Source organism: Bacillus sp. R45 (assembly GCF_021729365.1).
Classification (GTDB): Bacteria; Bacillota; Bacilli; order Bacillales; family Bacillaceae; genus Bacillus; species Bacillus velezensis.
The window spans coordinates 3659736-3675361 of record NZ_CP091421.1 but is presented as its reverse complement, the minus strand read 5'-3'; the positions used below and the strand labels follow the sequence as shown (position 1 = coordinate 3675361).

Here is a 15626-nt window from a genome sequence, read left to right as displayed (position 1 = left end):
TTTTTATTATTTCACCCGAATCGCACGCACGCGTTTTTGCAGGCTGGTCTTTTCGGCAGACGGCTTCAATCGGCTGACTGCCGTTTGCGCCGCTGATTTTGCTTTTTTCGTCTTGGTTTTTTCCGCCGTTTTTACTTTGTCTCTTGCCTGCTGCCGGTTGAGTTTATCTTTTATCCGGCCAAGCCGTTTTTCCAGAGCGGTTTTTTCTTTTCCCGGCTGGATTTCGCTGACTGCTTTTTGGGCTTTTGCGGTGTTGGCCTCAGAGGTCTTTTTTTCCGCCTGCTTGACGCTGGCTTCAGCTGTTCTCAAAAGGCTTGAGTTGACAGCGTTCAGCCGCTTTTGCAGCCCTTTTTTCTCTGAACCGGCCGGTAATTTGCGGATGGCGCTTTGTGCGGCATTGACGGCGGTTTTTTTCTTTTGTTTTTCGGCAGTCCGGACTTTGTCTCTTGCGTCCGTCACATTTCTTGCCGTCTGAACTTTATTGATCCGCGCCTCGAGAGCGGTTTTTCCCTTTGACTTGGACAGTTTGCTGACTGCCGTTTTTGCTTGATTGATATCTGCCTGCTTTTTCGTCTTTTCCGCTTTTATTACGGCCCGTTCGGCAAAGCTCTTTTGTTTTGTGTGATATTGCGCCAGTCCGTACCCGAATCGGCTGTCACGTCCGGGAGCGCCCAGATCTTTGACGTTTTGCTGCATCTGCTGCCGGAGCTGTGTATTTGTTTCCTCCGGGTATTTCTGCCTGAGCAGCGCGAACATGCCGGTGACGTGCGGCGCGGCTTGAGATGTGCCGTCAGCCGTGGCGTACATTTGATTCAGATACGTGCTCGTAATATTAGTGCCGGGTGCGGCAAACTCAATTTGTTTTCCGGTCGTGGAAAAAGCTGCGAGCCCGTTTTTTTCAGTTGACGCTGAGACTGCCGTTACGCTGCTGTAGGCGCCCGGATAATTGACGGGTTTTTTGTTGCCGTCGTTTCCTGCGGCGGCAACGATCACGATTCCTTTTTTGTAAGCTTTGTCAACGGCGTCGTGAAGACTTTTGCTGTCTGCGTTTGTCCCGAGGCTCATATTGATGATGTCCATTTTATTGGCGATCGACCAGTCGATCGCTTTAAGAAGGCTTTTGAGATCTCCCGCTCCTTTTCTGTCTAATGCTTTAACCGCATATAACCGGACATCCGGCGCGATGCCGTCAATGCCGTATCCGTCATGTTTGGCCGCAATGATTCCGGCGACATGCGTCCCGTGTCCGTTGTCATCTTTGTATGAGGGAGTATAGCTGACTGCGGAATAGCCTCCGGCAATGGAGAGATCATCATGAGGGTAAATGCCGCTGTCAATGACAGCCACTTTCACCTTTTTTCCCGTCAAGCCTTCTTTCCACGCCTGCTTAACCTGAGTCGGTTCGATATCCCATTGCGGCAGCACGTAACTGCTGCTTTGGGCCGCTGATAACGGGCGGATATCAGAACCGCCTGCTGCCTGAAAGGATACATTCTCTTCTACATATAAGATGTCAGGGTCCTGTTTCAGGTCTTTCACCGTTTGCGAATCGGCTGACACGGCGACTGCCGGAAGATGCTGATAGGTCTGTTCCACATCCGCTCCGCTGTCTATGGCGGATTCCTTGCCGTTTTGATTTTTGTACACCACGATAACGTCCCGGTCATGCGTCTCGGCGTGCGCGGGCGCCGCGGCGGAGAACAGGCTGATGCACAAGGCCGCGGCCATTATCGGTTTCAGGGTGTGATACATTGCGATTCCCCCTTTTTCTTTATATATCGGCAGTGCGGAATTCTTTTTTTCCTGAGGGGTAAGGAAAATTTCTGTATGCAAATGTAAGCGTTTCCAAAATATGATGGAGAAAATGCTTTAAGACATCTGCGCAATGAACTCAAAAAGGGGGTTTTTGATAAATGAGTACGTTCAATCGGGTCATGGAAGAAAAAATCATGCCTGTCGCCGGAAAGGTCGCCGGCCAAAGGCACTTAAGAGCTTTGCGGGACGGCATTATTTTGACTATGCCGCTTATCATCATCGGATCGGTTTTTCTGATTCTGACGAGTCTTCCGATTCCCGGTTATGCCGATTTTATGGCTGGTCTTTTCGGTGAAAATTGGGTTGAAAAGCTCGGGTATCCCGTGAATGCGTCCTTTGACATTATGGCGCTTGTCGCCGCCTTTGGGATTGCTTACCGGCTTGCGGAAAGCTATGAGGTGGATGCCCTGTCGTCGGGAGCCATTGCCCTTGCCGCCTTTTTATTGGCGACGCCGTATCAGATTCCGTTTATCCCTGACGGCTCGTCAACAGAGATTATGGTGGGAGGCGGCATACCGATTTCGCTGCTCGGAAGCAAAGGTCTGTTTGTCGCGATGATCATTGCAATGCTGTCTACGGAAGTGTACCGGTTTATTATACAAAGAAATATCGTCATTAAGATGCCTGACGGAGTGCCGCCTGCGGTCAGCAAATCGTTCGTTGCGCTCATCCCCGGTTTCATTATTATTACGCTTGTATGGCTGGCCCGTCTGTTTATTGAAATAACTCCTTTTAAAAGTCTCCACAACGTCGTAGGCGATCTGCTGGGCACCCCGCTGTCTATTTTGGGCGGGAGTCTCGGCGGAAGTCTTATCGCCGAATTCGTGCAAATGCTGCTTTGGTCGTGCGGCATACACGGCGCGTCCATAATCGGCGGCGTCATGTCGCCGATCTGGTACGGGGCGATGGACGCCAACCGTTTGGCTTTTCAGGCGGGAGAAGCGCTGCCGAGCATTTTTACGACACAGTTCTTTCAAATATGGATTAATGTCGGCGGAAGCGGAGCGACGCTTGCCCTTGTGCTGACCATGCTTGTGCGCTCCAGAAGCAAACAGATGAAACAGCTCGGCCGTCTCGGCATCGGGCCCGCGATTTTTAACATTAACGAACCGATTATTTTCGGGATGCCGCTCGTCATGAATCCGCTGTTAATCGTGCCCTTTATCATCGCGCCGCTCTTGACCATTACGGCGACATACATCGGGATGAGCACGGGGATGGTGGCAAAACCGGCGGGAATCGCCGTGCCGTGGACGATGCCGCCGCTGATTTCCGGTTATTTGGCGACGGGCGGGAAAATCTCCGGATCGGTCATGCAGCTGATCAATCTCCTGATTACATTTATCATTTATTATCCGTTTTTCCGAATTTGGGATCTTCAAAAATGGAGAGAGGAACGGGCGGCGGAACAAAACGTCACAGAAGAAACATAAAAAAAACGGGCGCTTTCGCCCGTTTTTTTAACGCTGGAAAAATTCGATCCATTCGCCGTCAGGTCCTTCAATGTAAAAGTAGCGGTATCCGTTCGGAAGCGTCGTGATTTCTTCATCAATGAATACGGCGCCCTGCCGCTTCGCATGCGTGAACTCCGCCGCGATATCTTCAGTCAATAAAGCGACATGGTGCACTTTTCCTTCTGCGGGAAGCTCGCTGCTGTAGCCCTGGATCAGCTCAATTTCTGTCTCCGGCCCTTCTTGAAAGCCGAGAAAGGCAAGTTCAATAATGCCGTTCGTATGAGTGATACGATCCTTTAACTGCATACCGAGAACGTCTTGGTAAAAGGCGATGGATGTTTCAATATCTTTGACCATAATGCCTGTATGGTCGATTCTTTTGGCTGTCATGGTTTTCCCCCTGTTTTGAATTTTTCGGGACAATGCGGTGTTGATCATGTTTTATGGTACGATAAGAGAAAGCAAAACGAAAGAGGAATGCACAATGAAGCTACTTACAGTGAAAGATACATTTGCCGGAAAGCTGAAAAAAGGATTCCCCCTGATTGAAAAAGACGCTCTGTCCGGAAGCTCGGCTCATTTAACAGAGGGCGATCTTTTTGATGTGACATCCGAGAAGGGTGAGTTTATCGGAAAAGGCTATTACGGTTTGCAGAATAAAGGAGTCGGCTGGGTGCTGTCCCGCGCGAGAGATGAACGGATCGACGGACGTTTCTTTCTGGACAAGCTGAAAAAAGCGGCTGAAGCAAGAGCCCATCTGTTTAACGCGCCCGATACGACGGCGTTCCGGCTTTTCAACGGTGAGGGCGACGGCATCGGCGGCGTCACGATTGACTTTTATGACGGTTATCTGCTGATTCAATGGTACAGTAAAGGAATTTACGCTTATAAGGACAGCATGATTGAGGCGATTGACGGACTGGAGCTTTCTTATAAAGCGATCTATGAAAAGAAACGATTCGATACTGCCGGGCAATACGTGGAAGACGACGATTTTGTCAAAGGCGAAAGAGGAGATTTTCCGGTCATTGTTCAAGAAAACGGCATACGGTACGCGGTGGATTTAAACGACGGGGCGATGACGGGCATTTTCTTAGACCAGCGTCATGTACGCAAAGCGATTCGGGGCAAGTATGCAAACGGCAGACGGGTGCTGAATACGTTCTCTTATACGGGGGCATTTTCCGTTGCGGCGGCGCTTGGCGGAGCTGAGAAAACGACAAGCGTCGATGTCGCCAACCGCAGTCTCGCAAAAACGATTGAACAGTTCAGCGCCAACGGAATTGATTATGAGGCGCATGACATTAAGGTCATGGATGTTTTCAAATACTTCGGCTATGCGGAGAAAAAAGGGCTGGCGTTTGACCTCATCATCCTTGATCCGCCTTCTTTCGCCCGCACAAAAAAACGGACGTTCAGCGCGGCGAAAGATTATAAAAACCTGCTGAAGGAAACGATCGCCATCACCGCAAAAAACGGCATCATCGTCGCTTCGACAAACAGCAGCGCCTTCAATATGAAGAAATTTAAAGGTTTTATAGAGACCGCCTTTAAAGAAACAAATGAGCGTTACGACATTTTGGAAGAATACACGCTTCCGGAAGATTTCAAAACGATTCCCGCGTTTAAAGAAGGGAACTATTTGAAGGTTGTTTTCTTGCGGAAAAAATAGGATATCATTTATAGCGTGGAAAGAGGGGGAAAAGAAAACCCTCTTCCATCGCTTTAATACGGGACAAAATAATCTTCATATCTTACTGTTTAAAGAAAAAAACCGCTATTACTTAGTATCTCATCTGTGCCGAGTAAAGTGGCCTCACTAATCCCTCCGCCCAATTGTATCCTCGATAATGATTTTAATGGGCACCACCCTTTTTTTGAGTATCTATATAAATTGTAATGGCATCACTCATGAGCTTCGCCAACCCTTCACCATACCGGTCGATGTTCTTAGTGAAGCGTTCATCTTCAATATAGAGTTGACCTAATCCGTAAAAGGCATCAAAAGAATATTCACCAAAATTTTCATTGAGAAAATCAAACCACTCTTTGATAGCTGTTTGTACGTCTGGGGAATCGGGAGATTGGTTAATAAGGAGTGCAAATTTATTGAACATTGCAGTCCACTTATCAGATAAATCTTTTTGCTCACCATCAGTCATGTTTTTCAATCTAATATTTACCTTATCGACAGGTTGATCACCCCACCGTTTGCGGGCTTCTTGCTCATAAAGATTATCATTAAAGTTAATTCCCTCAAACCGCTCTTTGTTCGTCATGCAAATCTCTCCCATCATATGTTTGATTGATTTATCGATGGTTTCAATCATCTTATCGACTCTATTCCGTTTCTCAATCAACATTTTCTTTTGTAAAATGAATGCTTCCCTTCGGTTAAATGAAGGATTAGTAATGATTTCTTTAATCTCTTTTAAGGAGAAATCGAGCTCCTTGAAAAATAGTATCTGCTGCAGCTGTTCAAGATTCTCTTCAGAATAAAGCCGATAACCGGAATCGGTCGTTTCCTGAGGAGTCAATAATCCAATTTGATCGTAATGATGGAGAGTGCGTATGCTTACTCCAATCAGGTCAGCTACTTCTTTTACTTTCATACCCATTACGTTTGCCGCCTCCTTAATGGCTACTCTAAAGTATTACGCAACGTAAGAGTCAATAGTTGGTTAAAAATTTTTTGTATATAAAGGGAGAACATATGAGGATTTCATTGCTGAAATTAAAGAAAAAAAGCCGGGCGTGAAGCTCCGGCTTTTTTCTATTCAATAATGTGCTGCACCCGGCCGATTCGCCCGTCTTCAAGGCGGACCTTAATGCCGCGCGGGTGGAAGCTTGAGTTCGTCAAAATATCCTTCACGATTCCTCTTGTCAGCTTTCCTGAACGCTGATCGGCTTTCAGGACGATATCGACTTCAAGTCCTTTTCTGATGCTGCTTCGCTGCTGGCCGTTCATATGACACATCCGTTCTTCAGTCTTTTCACTTCATGTCTTATCATATCGTGTTTTCGTCTTTTTATGAAGGACAGACAAATCAATTCTTTATGGCAACTAAAAAAAGACCGCTCTGTAAGGAGCAGTCTTTTATGACATAAACGAAAGCAAAATCGGGGCCGCGCACAGTGTCATAATCGCGGCGAGAATCATGGACACGCTTGAGATCGTTCCTGATACGGAGCTGAGCTCAAATGCTTTAGATGTTCCCGCTCCGTGCGCGCTAGTTCCGAGCAGCACGCCCCGGGCAATTTCGTTATCAATGCGGAAATAGCGGATGACCATCGGCCCGATGATCGTTCCCAATAAAGCCGTTAAAATGACGAAAACCGCTGTAACGGCCGGCATCCCGCCGATCATTTCTGAAACGTTCATGGCAATCGGCGTCGTCACGGATCGCGGCACGAGACTGTCGACTAAGCTGCTGCCGAGATTGAACCATTTTGCGATAAAGGCTGTTGACAGAATGGCGATACATGAACCGACCGCTACGTTCAAAATAATTTCCACGGCGTATTTCTTTAAAATCGGGAAATATTTATAAAGCGGGATGGCGAACGCCACTGTTGCCGGCTGAAGCATATCGGTCAGCAGTCCGCCGCCGAGATTGTATGTCTGATACGGGACATTGACAAGAAGCAGCAGGACGACCAAAACAGCGGGCGTAATCAGAAGCGGCGACGTATACACCCGCGGAAAACGAATGTAGAGTTTTTTCGCGCCCAAATATACTAAGACAGTTAAGAATAAACTTATGATTCCGATGAACACGTTTGTTTTTTCTCCTTTCTTTTTGCTATCAGCTGTGTAAGCGTACCTGTTGAAACCATCACGACAAATGTGCTGATGACGACGACAAGTAAAATGCTTACGCCGAATTTAGACATAATATCTCCGTATTCAATCACTCCGACGGCAGACGGGATGAAAAACAGCAGCAGCTCACCGAGGAGCCATGCTGCGCCAAGCTCAATCCATTCAAGTTTGATAATCTTGAAATGCAATAATGTGAAAAGAATCACAATCCCGATTATACTGCCGGGAATATTTATATGAAGAGCCGCCGTGACCCAATTGATCAGACGCGCAAATATAAACAGCAGAGCGATTTGAATAACGGTAAGCAGCAATTTTTTCATAATGATGCCTCCCTTATATTTATATTGTACAGAAGGTTTTGCTATAGGTAAAATACATATAAAGAATAATGTGTATTCCTTTTGTCTATAGAAAGGATGAAATGTAATGGATATCCGGCACTTAACGTATTTCTTGGAAGTGGCCCGTTTGAAAAGCTTTACGAAGGCTTCACAGTCTCTGTATGTTTCACAGCCGACAATCTCAAAAATGGTTAAAAACCTGGAGACGGAGCTCGGCATTAAACTGTTTTACCGCAATGGCCGGCAAGTTGAACTGACTGACGCCGGGCAGAGCATGTATGTGCAGGCGCAGGAAATCACAAAGTCATTCCAAAACCTGACGTCAGAGCTGAACGATATTATGGAAGTGAAGAAAGGGCACGTCCGCATCGGTCTTCCGCCGATGATCGGGTCCGGCTTTTTCCCGAGAGTGCTCGGTGACTTCCGCGTCACATACCCCGATGTGACGTTTCAGCTTGTTGAGGACGGCTCTATTAAAGTGCAGCAAGGGGTGGAGGACGGCTCGCTTGATATCGGGGTCGTCGTGCTTCCCGCGAATGAAGAGATTTTTCATACCTTCACAATCGTCAAGGAAACCCTTATGCTTGTCGTCCATCCGTCACATCGGCTCGCTGACGAGAAAGAATGCAGTCTTCATGAATTGAAAGAAGAGCCGTTCATATTTTTCAGGGAGGATTTTGTCCTTCATAATCGAATTATGACGGAATGCGTGAAAGCCGGATTCAGGCCGCATGTCATTTATGAAACGTCACAGTGGGACTTTATCAGCGAAATGGTATCCGCCAATCTCGGTATCGGCCTGCTGCCGGAAAGAATCTGCCGCGGTCTTGATCCTGACAAAGTCAGAACCATTCCGCTCGTTCATCCGGTCATTCCGTGGCATTTAGCCATCATTTGGCGGAAGGACCGCTATATGTCCTTTGCCGCCAGAGCCTGGCTGGAGCATACGAAATCGTATTTATGGAATCCGAAAAAGAGAAAAAAGGATGATTAAGCATGGACGCACAAACCGCAGCTCAACACTTGAGTAAAGTGCGGGATCAAAACCCGCTCGTTCACAGTATCACCAATAATGTCGTCACGAACTTCACCGCTAACGGACTGCTCGCGCTCGGCGCATCGCCCGTTATGGCTTATGCAATTGAGGAGGCCGCCGACATGGCGAAAATCGCCGGAGCGCTCGTCCTGAACATAGGCACCCTCAGCTCGGCATCGGTTGAAGCTATGATCGCAGCCGGAAAATCGGCCAATGAAAACGGTGTTCCGGTCATTTTTGATCCGGCAGGCGCCGGCGCCACGCCGTTTCGGACGGCATCAGCCCGCAAGATCATACAGGAGGTCCGCTTGTCCGTTATTCGCGGAAATGCCGCGGAAATTGCCAATATTGCCGGCGCCCCTGATTGGAAGATAAAAGGCGTGGATGCGGGGGAAGCCGGAGGAGATGTGGTTCAGCTCGCTAAGACGGCTGCAAGCGGGCTGAAGACGGTCATTGCGATTACCGGAAAAACCGACGTCATCTCCGACGGCACCGACACATACGCCGTACATAACGGTGATAAACTGCTGACGAAGGTGACGGGGGCGGGATGCCTGCTGACGTCTGTAATCGGAGCCTTCTGCGCAGCGGGGCAGGACGTTCTGCAAGCGGCCGTTTCAGCCGTTTCTGTATACGGAAGCGCCGCTCAGCTTGCCGCTTTGGACACCTCCCATAAGGGGCCGGGCAGCTTCCAGATTGAGCTTTTAAACAAGCTGGCAAGCATCTCAGAACAAGAAGCGGCTGAGCTTGCCGCAATTGAAAGGGTGACAGAAAAATGACGCGTATTTCTCGGGAAATGATGAAGGATATGTTATCGGTTTATTTTATTATGGGATCAAACAATACAAGCGCAGACCCGGTCTCCGTGGTGAAAAAAGCAATTGAGGGCGGCGCTACGCTTTTTCAATTTCGGGAAAAGGGGAGCGGTTCTTTAACAGGGGATGAACGTGTCCTGTTCGCAAAGCGGGTGCAGGATGTCTGCAGGCAGGCCGGGATTCCTTTCATCATTAATGATGATGTCGAATTGGCCTTGCGCCTTGAGGCGGACGGAGTGCATATCGGACAGGATGACGCAGACGCCGAAGAAACGAGAGCGGCAATCGGCGATATGATTCTCGGTGTGTCAGCACATAACGTCTCCGAGGTGAAGCGGGCGGAAGAAGCCGGAGCCGATTACGTCGGAATGGGCCCGGTCTATCCGACCGAAACAAAAAAAGATGCTGAAGCCGTGCAGGGCGTTACATTGATTGAAGAGGTACGGCGTCAGGGCATCACCATTCCGATTGTAGGAATCGGCGGCATTACGGCTGACAACGCGGCGCCCGTCATTGAAGCGGGTGCAGACGGCGTCAGCATGATCAGCGCCATCAGCCAAGCCGAAGATCCAAAAGCGGCGGCGCGGAAGTTTTCAGAGGAAATTCGGCGCTCCAAAGCAGGGCTGTCCCGATAGGGCGGCCCTTTTTCTGTGTGCGCAAAAAGGCGTGACGGACTGGGGGAATATAAGCCGTATGCCAAGAACAGAGCAATCAAGCTTGCAATATCGACCGAAACGTTTGACGGCTCTATCGCTTCTCTCAAAGTGACGCCTGAACCAATCACCGCAGGCTCAAAAGCCCTCTATAAAACAGTGAATAGCGCGCAGTGAGAGACCATTTCGAGGTCACGGAAAAACTTAATGCGGAATTCAGCGAATTTGAAGTTTTGATGTCGAAATACAAAACGTGCGATCAATCGTATACGTCTTGTGATACATTAAGTACAGATCAAATCAGAGAGATAAGCACGAAGCTGACGGCCCTTTCTGAAACCATGTCGAAGATTGCCGATGTGCTTTAAAAGGAGTTAAGACACAGCATGAGCGATGAACATAACAAGGAAAAACAGATCCACAGACGGGATGTCCTGAAGTGGGGCGCCGTCGCGGGCGCAGCCGTCGCTGTCGGAGCGAGCGGCCTCGGAGGACTCGCGCCGCTCTTCAAACCGGCGGCCACCGCTTCAAAGAAGAATGATGAAAAACGTGATCGTGATCAAATCGTTCCTTTTTACGGAAAGCACCAAGCAGGAATCACAACGGCGCATCAGACGTATGTGTATTTTGCGGCGCTTGATGTTATGTCAAGCGACAAAGCCGATGTCATCTCCCTTTTCAAACAATGGACAAGCTTGACGCAGCTGCTGACTTCAGGCGCCGTCCCGTCAGGCGAACAGAAAAATAAATATATGCCTCCGCAGGATACCGGGGAGTCGCAGGATCTGGCACCGGCGAATTTGACCGTTACCTTCGGCTTCGGCCCCGGGTTTTTCGAGAAAGACGGGAAGGACCGCTTCGGACTGAAAGATAAAAAACCGAAGCACCTCGCCGATATTCCGCCGATGCCTAACGACAAGCTCGATAAGAAACAAGGCGGCGGTGATATCGTCATACAGGTCTGCGCGGATAATGAACAAACGGCGTTTCACGCGGTGCGCAACCTGATGAAACAGGCATCGGGTGTGTGTGAAGTCCGCTTTCTCAATAAAGGTTTCTTAAGCGGCGGAAAAAACGGAGAAACACCGCGCAACCTCTTCGGATTCAAAGACGGCACCGGCAACCAAAGCACGAAGGATGAAAACCTGATGAATTCGATCGTTTGGATTCAATCAGGAGAGCCGGACTGGATGACGGGCGGCACGTACATGGCGTTTAGGAAAATTAAGATGTTTTTAGATATATGGGACCGTTCATCCTTGAAGGAACAAGAGGACACGTTCGGGCGGGTGAAAAGCTCGGGCGCGCCTTTCGGACAAAAAAAGGAAACCGATCCCGTGAAGCTGAATCAAATTCCCGCCGACTCGCATGTCAGCGTGGCAAAATCAACCGGCAGACAGATTCTGCGCCGGGCATTTTCCTATACGGACGGAATTGATCCGAAGACGGGCTATGTTGACGCAGGCCTGTTGTTTATCTGCTTTCAAAAAGACCCGGACCGCCAATTTGTCCCGATGCTGAAGGCTTTGGCGGCAAAGGATGCGCTGAATGAATACACACAAACGATCGGCTCTTCCTTATTCGCCTGTCCCGGCGGCTGTAAAAAAGGAGAATATATCGCCCAAAGGCTGCTGGAATCGTGACACCTTCCATATGGAGGGTGTTTTTTTAAAAAAACACTTGTAACTATAAAAGTTACAACTTAAAATGATAAGGAAAGGAGACTTACAATGACACTGCAGATTAAAGTATATTCTGATTATGTATGTCCGTTTTGCTATGTCGGCAAAGCGGCGTTTGAAGAAGCAATCAAGGACAAGGACGTACAGGTGGAATGGATGCCGTTTGAATTGCGTCCGAGCCCCTCGCCGAAACTTGATCCGGTGAATGATCCCGCCAAGCGGCAGATGTGGAAAAACTCCATTGAGCCGATGGCGCAGTCGTTAGGCGTTGAAATCACGTTCCCCCGCGTGTCACCGCATCCTTACACGGATTTGGCATTTGAAGGCTTTCATTTCGCAAAGGAACACGGGAAAGGAAGCGAATACCATACACGCGTTTTTCAGGCGTTCTTTCAGGAAGAACAAAATATCGGTGACGTTGGCGTGCTGACAAAGCTTGCGGAAGAAGCCGGACTTGACGGCGCTGCCTTCAAAGAGGCGCTTGAGACAAGAGCGTACAAGGACGTACAGCGGGAAGCGCTCCGCCATGCTTATGAGGAAGCCGGCATTACGGCAGTGCCGACGTTTATCATCGGCGATGAGAGAATCCCTGGCGCGGCGGGAAAGGAAACCTTTGAACAAATCATTGAGCGGGAACTGAATAAACGTTAACCCGAAAAAAGCCCTCTCGATCAGCGAGAGGGTTTTGCCATATAGTGTTTGATAAATGTTTGTCTGTCCGCTTCATATGCCGCGGCGTCAAATGAGTCGCCGCAAAAATGAAGGCACCAAGGGTCTTTCTGGCAGGCGACGCCGACTTGATAGCCGTGTTTTTGAAATTCGAGCGACTGTGATGTGTCGTAAAAATGAAAGCCGCGAAACAAATCCTCCCGCCACTCCACGTCATATTGAGCCGCCATTAACAAGCCGTCAATGGCGTCAGCGGGCGTAAACAGGCCGTCTTCATCACCGTGCTCAAAATCCAGCGGGTGATAAGCATTCCCCCGGTATTCAATCACTTTTCCCATCCGCTGTCCGCTTTCCCACCAAATGCCGTTCGGCGGCAGGGTTTTGCAGCCGGCGACACCGAGAAGGCCGAGCTCCTGATGAGATTGAAAGATATGAAGCATGTCATGAAGGAAATGCTGATGAATGATAAAAGTATCCTGATGCAGATAAATTTTATATTTGGAGGGGTGTTTCAGCGCTTTGTTGTAGGACGAGGCCATGCTTGCTGAATCGTATATCGGCATGATATCAACGGAGTATGAAGGGGGGACGGTAAGCTGCATGATATGGCTCTTGCACCGGGAGTACAGCGACTCATCATTCACACAGACGACAAACAGAAATGAATGTGAATCCATTACATGCTCCTCTCGGCCTCAATCACATATTGATAGGCCGATGCTTCTGTCATAAAGTCATGCCTTATGCCAAGCTGTACGCATACTTCGTGCAATGATGCGATGGCTTTGTGGTAAGAAGGGTGATCAACGCGGATCGCCTCAATGCGTTTGACCTCATAGCCGGCGGCTTTAAATAATGAAAGAGTCTCTTCCCGGGTAAAAAAACGCAGGTGGGTCTGATCCATTAATCCGGCGTCACTGTAAGTCCATTTGCCGGCTAAAAGCTCCAGCACGACTGAGATGTGGCCGACATTCGGTATGCATGCAAGCACCGTGCCGTCTTTTTTTACATAAGGACGAAGCTTTTTCAGCACTGTCCACGGGTCGATAAGATGCTCAAGAACGTCTCCGAACAGCATGCAGTCGAATTGCTCTGATTCGTACGGAAGAATGGCGGATTCAATGTCGCCGCAAAGCACGTGGCTCAATTTGCTTTCCGCCTTTTTTGCGGCTTCGGGATACGCTTCAATGCCGTAAACCGTTATTCCGCGGTCTTCGATCGCCGCTCCTAAATTGCCCGTGCCGCAGCCGACATCAAGCACTGTCCGCCAGTTTTCGTCTATTTTGTTCAATAAATAAGGATTCAGGCCTTCGTAGTAGTTCTGTTGTTTTTCATCATAATAGGGATTCGTATCCATCTGTGTATCACCTCATAAATGGGCATAATACACAAGATATGCAGCGGGGGGATCTCATATCACCATGTTTGGCTGTTCAATTGCGGAATGCGGACGGGAATGGTTGTCCGGTATACGGTTTGTTCTCTGATTCCCCTCTTATTGCGGGTGTTCCTTTGAAAACTCGGGTGCGGGCGGACTGTGGCAGGTCATATAGTAAAAGGATCCGCCTGTAATCTTACCGCTGGCGGATGGTGTTTTTCATTGGTGTTTTTTTCTTCACCGCTTTTTCAGTATTTAAGAAGCGCCTCACATCGTCAATGTGCAAACCCATGATTCTAGCCTCTTGAATTAACAATTGCCAATCTTGATCTATATCTTTCATTACATGAGTTTTCATAAGAACCTCCAATTGAAAAATTGATTTGCCCAGCTACAGCAGCCAATGTATAACAAATATCACACATAGTTGGCCGGTAATCCCAAATTGAAGATGAATTCACCTACCTATTCCCTAAGAAAATGACTGAAATAACCAAAATCCTTCAAGAATTCTTACATATAATAATAAACAAATAAATACTGACTGGATAGTATGCAAATAAAAATAAACCATATGACCTATTAACATTTACCCTCAAAACGTCGATTAGCATATTCTTTTTGCATAAAAAATACCGCAAAAGAATGATTCGGTGTAAGATAAAGTGAATGATCAAACAGCTGGGGTAAAAAATGAAAAAAAACAAATTTCAAATTAAGAGAGAAGAAACATTTGAAAGTTTTATTGACGCAGGCCTTCATCTCCTGATTGAAAGAGCTTACGATTCAGTCTCAATCGATGACATCAGTAAAGCGGCGGGTTTCAGCAAAGGGGCGTTTTACGTTCATTTTGAAAGCAAGGAAGATTTTCTGAAGCATTTGTTAGAGAGGCGTCAGATTAAAAAAAGGATCATCACTGGCTATCTCGACGAATTAGAAAAGCAAACAGAGCGGCCGTTGACGCTTTGTGAAGCCGCGGCCAGCGCGGCCAGCCTGTTGATGCGGTTTGTAAACAGCAAGCCTGCCTGGAATGTTGTGTCTTTTGCCGTTCATATGCCTACTTACAAAGTCGTCAGTGAATATGAAGCTTATATCCGCCTGTATAAGTTATGGATAGAAGAAAGCACCATGTACATAAATTGGCTCAAATCGAGAAATTTAATAGAAGACCATATAGATACCGAGCATACCGCTAACATGATGTGCGCGCTCATCGACGGGATGATTAAGCAATCCAATGTGCTGGGAAGGCCGGTTACTTTCCGCAGCATGTTTGACGCGCTCTATGTTTTTGTCAGCGGCAGAAAATCAGGGTAACGTTCTTCTTGATTTGACAAAAGGTTTAGAAAAGTCTTTCAGAAAGCGAGGAACTGCCATGCGCTACAGAGAAATTATGATGTATATCATTATGGGGATATTCACGACCATCGTGAATATCGTCAGTTTTTACATTCTGACGTCGGCATTTGAGATGGATTACAAGGCGGCGACTGTCGCCGCTTGGATTCTGTCCGTTCTATTTGCTTATGTTACGAATAAACGGTATGTCTTTCAGCAAAAGACCGCGGGGATGCGGAGTCTGATGAAAGAATTAACGGCCTTTTTCAGCGTGCGGGTACTGTCTCTCGCCATCGATCTCGCCATGATGATTCTTCTGGTCAGTCAATTTCATATGAACGAAACATTGGCGAAAATCGCCGATAACGTCATTATTGTAGTCGTCAACTATGCGGCCAGCAAGTGGATTGTCTTCAGAAAAGCGAAAGAAGAAGGCGTGTCATAACCGTTTCTTTCCGCGTCCCGGGGGGAAAGTGTAATGGTGGAGGGGGATGCGTTTGAAGCGCAAAATAAAGAAAGCGTTTGCTGATGTATTCGGGGAGCCCGAGACCTGCGCTTTTTCTTTGCGCCCGGCAGAGTGAATCTCATCGGAGAGCTAACGGGGGCCGCTATGAGGAGA

At 48.0% G+C, this 15626-nt stretch carries 18 protein-coding genes and 2 pseudogenes; 11 read left to right on the top strand and 9 right to left on the bottom strand.

Annotated elements, in window-relative coordinates:
• Positions 1 to 6 precede the first annotated feature (6 nt).
• Entirely contained in the window at positions 7 to 1752 is a 1746-nt protein-coding gene (locus L3V45_RS18270) for a S8 family peptidase (RefSeq protein ID WP_043867665.1), read from the bottom strand.
• Positions 1753 to 1913: 161 nt separating this feature from the next.
• On the opposite strand from L3V45_RS18270, the gene celB reads away from it, so the two are divergent.
• A complete protein-coding gene (gene celB, locus L3V45_RS18265) occupies positions 1914 to 3248 on the top strand; it encodes a PTS cellobiose transporter subunit IIC (protein ID WP_003150892.1) in 1335 nt (444 codons plus the stop codon).
• 27 nt (positions 3249 to 3275) lie between these two features.
• Here the strand turns inward: celB and L3V45_RS18260 are convergent, their stop codons facing one another.
• A complete protein-coding gene (locus L3V45_RS18260) occupies positions 3276 to 3659 on the bottom strand; it encodes a glyoxalase GlxA (RefSeq protein ID WP_003150894.1) in 384 nt (127 codons plus the stop codon).
• 94 nt (positions 3660 to 3753) lie between these two features.
• Between L3V45_RS18260 and L3V45_RS18255 the strand changes: the two genes are divergently transcribed.
• Complete coding sequence (locus tag L3V45_RS18255; RefSeq protein ID WP_236837145.1) at positions 3754 to 4941, top strand: class I SAM-dependent rRNA methyltransferase; 1188 nt, start codon at positions 3754 to 3756, stop codon at positions 4939 to 4941.
• A 184-nt stretch (positions 4942 to 5125) separates the two neighbouring features.
• Here L3V45_RS18255 and L3V45_RS18250 read toward each other — a convergent pair whose 3' ends face one another.
• The 4 genes from L3V45_RS18250 to L3V45_RS18235 all read right to left on the bottom strand — a co-directional run bounded on the left by L3V45_RS18250 (position 5126) and on the right by L3V45_RS18235 (position 7415).
• Entirely contained in the window at positions 5126 to 5887 is a 762-nt protein-coding gene (locus tag L3V45_RS18250) for a MerR family transcriptional regulator (protein WP_057080315.1), read from the bottom strand.
• 155 nt (positions 5888 to 6042) lie between these two features.
• Positions 6043 to 6237: a YwbE family protein gene (locus L3V45_RS18245; protein WP_003150901.1), complete on the bottom strand. Its 195-nt coding sequence runs from the start codon at positions 6235 to 6237 to the stop codon at positions 6043 to 6045.
• A 129-nt stretch (positions 6238 to 6366) separates the two neighbouring features.
• Positions 6367 to 7047 carry a CidB/LrgB family autolysis modulator gene (locus L3V45_RS18240; RefSeq protein ID WP_014306070.1) on the bottom strand — a complete coding sequence of 227 codons (681 nt, stop codon included), beginning with the start codon at positions 7045 to 7047 and terminating at the stop codon, positions 6367 to 6369.
• Entirely contained in the window at positions 7029 to 7415 is a 387-nt protein-coding gene (locus L3V45_RS18235) for a CidA/LrgA family holin-like protein (protein WP_007407725.1), read from the bottom strand. The genes L3V45_RS18240 and L3V45_RS18235 overlap by 19 nt, the downstream gene beginning before the upstream one ends.
• Positions 7416 to 7521: 106 nt before the next feature.
• Between L3V45_RS18235 and cidR the strand changes: the two genes are divergently transcribed.
• The 6 genes and pseudogenes from cidR to L3V45_RS18205 all read left to right on the top strand — a co-directional run bounded on the left by cidR (position 7522) and on the right by L3V45_RS18205 (position 12273).
• Positions 7522 to 8430: a cidABC operon transcriptional activator CidR gene (gene cidR, locus L3V45_RS18230; RefSeq protein ID WP_236837143.1), complete on the top strand. Its 909-nt coding sequence runs from the start codon at positions 7522 to 7524 to the stop codon at positions 8428 to 8430.
• A gap of 2 nt (positions 8431 to 8432) precedes the next feature.
• Positions 8433 to 9251, top strand: a complete 819-nt coding sequence (gene thiM, locus L3V45_RS18225; protein ID WP_236837141.1) for a hydroxyethylthiazole kinase — start codon at positions 8433 to 8435, stop codon at positions 9249 to 9251.
• A complete protein-coding gene (gene thiE / locus L3V45_RS18220; RefSeq protein WP_003150910.1) occupies positions 9248 to 9922 on the top strand; it encodes a thiamine phosphate synthase in 675 nt (224 codons plus the stop codon). Before thiM ends, thiE begins: the two co-directional genes overlap by 4 nt.
• Before the next feature lie 63 nt (positions 9923 to 9985).
• Positions 9986 to 10308, top strand: a pseudogene (locus L3V45_RS18215) (Efem/EfeO family lipoprotein); the annotation flags it as partial.
• Between the two features lie 18 nt (positions 10309 to 10326).
• Entirely contained in the window at positions 10327 to 11583 is a 1257-nt protein-coding gene (gene efeB / locus L3V45_RS18210; protein ID WP_032857177.1) for an iron uptake transporter deferrochelatase/peroxidase subunit, read from the top strand.
• 87 nt (positions 11584 to 11670) lie between these two features.
• The gene (locus tag L3V45_RS18205) at positions 11671 to 12273 is read left to right on the top strand and encodes a DsbA family oxidoreductase (RefSeq protein ID WP_003150913.1); all 603 of its coding nucleotides are present in this window, start codon (positions 11671 to 11673) and stop codon (positions 12271 to 12273) included.
• Positions 12274 to 12293: 20 nt separating this feature from the next.
• On the opposite strand, the gene L3V45_RS18200 is transcribed toward L3V45_RS18205, so the two are convergent.
• From L3V45_RS18200 to L3V45_RS18190, 3 genes are all read right to left on the bottom strand, one after another.
• Complete coding sequence (locus L3V45_RS18200) at positions 12294 to 12968, bottom strand: glycosyltransferase family protein (RefSeq protein WP_043867536.1); 675 nt, start codon at positions 12966 to 12968, stop codon at positions 12294 to 12296.
• Positions 12968 to 13648, bottom strand: a complete 681-nt coding sequence (locus tag L3V45_RS18195; protein ID WP_003150915.1) for a class I SAM-dependent methyltransferase — start codon at positions 13646 to 13648, stop codon at positions 12968 to 12970. Before L3V45_RS18195 ends, L3V45_RS18200 begins: the two co-directional genes overlap by 1 nt.
• 217 nt (positions 13649 to 13865) lie before the next feature.
• On the bottom strand, positions 13866 to 14027 hold the full coding sequence (locus tag L3V45_RS18190) for an anti-repressor SinI family protein (RefSeq protein ID WP_003150917.1): 162 nt from the start codon (positions 14025 to 14027) through the stop codon (positions 13866 to 13868).
• Between the two features lie 335 nt (positions 14028 to 14362).
• Between L3V45_RS18190 and L3V45_RS18185 the strand changes: the two genes are divergently transcribed.
• From L3V45_RS18185 to L3V45_RS19700, 3 genes and pseudogenes are all read left to right on the top strand, one after another.
• Positions 14363 to 14986 carry a TetR/AcrR family transcriptional regulator gene (locus tag L3V45_RS18185; protein ID WP_003150919.1) on the top strand — a complete coding sequence of 208 codons (624 nt, stop codon included), beginning with the start codon at positions 14363 to 14365 and terminating at the stop codon, positions 14984 to 14986.
• 79 nt (positions 14987 to 15065) lie between these two features.
• Positions 15066 to 15452: a GtrA family protein gene (locus tag L3V45_RS18180; RefSeq protein WP_032857211.1), complete on the top strand. Its 387-nt coding sequence runs from the start codon at positions 15066 to 15068 to the stop codon at positions 15450 to 15452.
• A 46-nt stretch (positions 15453 to 15498) separates the two neighbouring features.
• Positions 15499 to 15608: pseudogene (locus tag L3V45_RS19700) on the top strand (galactokinase family protein); the annotation flags it as partial.
• Between the last annotated feature and the right edge of the window lie 18 nt (positions 15609 to 15626).

Bases quoted from the DNA above. Each gene is read 5' to 3' on its own strand.
- L3V45_RS18270 (WP_043867665.1), bottom strand. From the start codon at position 1,752: ATGTATCACACCCTGAAACCGATAATGGCCGCGGCCTTGTGCATCAGC.
- celB (WP_003150892.1), top strand. From the start codon at position 1,914: ATGAGTACGTTCAATCGGGTCATGGAAGAAAAAATCATGCCTGTCGCC.
- L3V45_RS18260 (WP_003150894.1), bottom strand. From the start codon at position 3,659: ATGACAGCCAAAAGAATCGACCATACAGGCATTATGGTCAAAGATATT.
- L3V45_RS18255 (WP_236837145.1), top strand. From the start codon at position 3,754: ATGAAGCTACTTACAGTGAAAGATACATTTGCCGGAAAGCTGAAAAAA.
- L3V45_RS18250 (WP_057080315.1), bottom strand. From the start codon at position 5,887: ATGGGTATGAAAGTAAAAGAAGTAGCTGACCTGATTGGAGTAAGCATA.
- L3V45_RS18245 (WP_003150901.1), bottom strand. From the start codon at position 6,237: ATGAACGGCCAGCAGCGAAGCAGCATCAGAAAAGGACTTGAAGTCGAT.
- L3V45_RS18235 (WP_007407725.1), bottom strand. From the start codon at position 7,415: ATGAAAAAATTGCTGCTTACCGTTATTCAAATCGCTCTGCTGTTTATA.
- cidR (WP_236837143.1), top strand. From the start codon at position 7,522: ATGGATATCCGGCACTTAACGTATTTCTTGGAAGTGGCCCGTTTGAAA.
- thiM (WP_236837141.1), top strand. From the start codon at position 8,433: ATGGACGCACAAACCGCAGCTCAACACTTGAGTAAAGTGCGGGATCAA.
- thiE (WP_003150910.1), top strand. From the start codon at position 9,248: ATGACGCGTATTTCTCGGGAAATGATGAAGGATATGTTATCGGTTTAT.
- efeB (WP_032857177.1), top strand. From the start codon at position 10,327: ATGAGCGATGAACATAACAAGGAAAAACAGATCCACAGACGGGATGTC.
- L3V45_RS18205 (WP_003150913.1), top strand. From the start codon at position 11,671: ATGACACTGCAGATTAAAGTATATTCTGATTATGTATGTCCGTTTTGC.
- L3V45_RS18200 (WP_043867536.1), bottom strand. From the start codon at position 12,968: ATGGATTCACATTCATTTCTGTTTGTCGTCTGTGTGAATGATGAGTCG.
- L3V45_RS18195 (WP_003150915.1), bottom strand. From the start codon at position 13,648: ATGGATACGAATCCCTATTATGATGAAAAACAACAGAACTACTACGAA.
- L3V45_RS18190 (WP_003150917.1), bottom strand. From the start codon at position 14,027: ATGAAAACTCATGTAATGAAAGATATAGATCAAGATTGGCAATTGTTA.
- L3V45_RS18185 (WP_003150919.1), top strand. From the start codon at position 14,363: ATGAAAAAAAACAAATTTCAAATTAAGAGAGAAGAAACATTTGAAAGT.
- L3V45_RS18180 (WP_032857211.1), top strand. From the start codon at position 15,066: ATGTATATCATTATGGGGATATTCACGACCATCGTGAATATCGTCAGT.